Origin of the sequence: Collinsella aerofaciens, assembly GCF_028209885.1 — a bacterium.
Lineage (GTDB): Bacteria > Actinomycetota > Coriobacteriia > Coriobacteriales > Coriobacteriaceae > Collinsella > Collinsella aerofaciens_BA.
Window position 1 is genome coordinate 1 of the sequence record NZ_JAQLEM010000072.1, and the last position, 1548, is coordinate 1548.

At 71.4% G+C, this 1548-nt stretch carries 1 protein-coding gene; it reads right to left on the reverse strand.

What is annotated here, in order from left to right; translation table 11 throughout:
* Positions 1-293 precede the first annotated feature (293 nt).
* Positions 294-1415 (reverse strand): IS110 family RNA-guided transposase, encoded by a 1122-nt coding sequence (locus tag PMX21_RS09990; protein ID WP_271759291.1) that lies wholly within the window; start codon positions 1413-1415, stop codon positions 294-296.
* Between the last annotated feature and the right edge of the window lie 133 nt (positions 1416-1548).

The window sequence follows — 1548 nt, forward strand, 5'->3', positions numbered from 1 at the left end:
GGGGCGTTTTCGCTCATATGACCCAATCCGCTGTCAAGAGCCACAATGGCCCCGCCGACCGCCTGCAATCGGTCGGCGGGGCCTGCCGTTGAACCCGTCCCGGTCCGCCCCCGGCATGTCGTCGACGCCTTCGGCTCAGTCTCATATCCGCGGATACCGCTCCGGCGGCCCGCAATCCTCTCCTTCGGCGGGGCTCCCCAAGTCTGACTACGCGCATGCGGCCGCTGCCGCGCGCCCAGCGAAAGCGGGGGTATCCCCGAAGGCTGCCCGGCTCGCCGGGACGGGGGCTATGTCTATTCGGTTGCCTCCCGGCACATCGCGCCGAGGGCCCACAGCCACCTCACGAGCTCGGCGGCGGTGGCGGCGTTCGCCTTCGCCTGGGGCATGCCCCTGGCGAGCATCTCCTCGCGGCGCCGGAGCAGGCGCTCGGAACCCTTCCTCCCGTGCATCCTCACCTCGAGCGGGACGCCGCTGCCCTTGGGCATCAGCTTCGGTTGGTGGCTCGCCTGGACGTAGCTCCAGGACCCCTCGACTGCCAACCTCCTGACGAGCGCGTTGCCGGCCCCGCTGATCCCGCCGAGGCGCACGGAGTCCGCGCTCGACCTCTGCTTCGGGGCGAGGCCGAAGTAGGACGTCACCTGCCTGCCGGAGCGGAACCTCGAGAAGTCGCCGACCTCGGACGCGAAGGCGGCGGCGAGCGCGAACCCGCACCCCTTGATCGACTGGAGCGCCTCGACCTCCGCCGAGAGGGGGCCCGCCGCGACGGCGGCCCTGTACTCGGCGAGGAGGTCGTCGCGCGTCTCGGCGGCCGCCTCGACCTCGTCCCTCAGCGCCGCAAGCGCCCGGATGCCGCCGTCGTCGGCGGGCCGGACCTTGTCGAGCCACCTGAGGAAGTCGTACGTCCAGTACCTCCGGGGGTTTCCGGCCGGCGTCGTGCCGCCGTAGGCGTAGCCCCGGCGGGCCAGGAACGCCAGGAGCCGCTGCTTCGCCGCCGCGAGCCTCGCGGTCGCCGCGTCGTGGGCCCCGGCGAGGTCCCTGAGCCCCTCGATCTCGGGGGACGGCACCCATACCGGGGTGACGTCGTGCGACAGTATCGCCTTGGCCATCCTGGCCGCGTCGTTGCGGTCGTTCTTGGACGAGAGGTCTGCCGCCGACCTCGGGACCCTGGAGACGGCCGCGACGACGCAGTCGACGCCGAGCCCGGAGAGCTCCCTCTGCGGGGCGAAGCCGAGGTAGCCGCTCTCGTAGGCGGCGAGCGACGGGCCGGGGAAGCCCGACATCCACTCCGCGACCTCGCCCCAGGGGTTGCCGCGGAACCTCCTCGTCACGGCCTCGCCCGTCTCCGCGTCGAGCGCGCAGACGGTGGTGGACCTGAGGTGTACGTCCATTCCGAAGGCGGTAGAATATCTAGGCACGGGAGCCTCCCAACCTCGTTGCGGCGCGGCTGCGCCTCTGGCACTTCAACAACATTGTCGCAGCCCCGACCCGCGGTCACGAGCGGGGGCTCCTGTCGTTTCCGTGCCCCTGGATTGGGTCATAGTGTCTGAC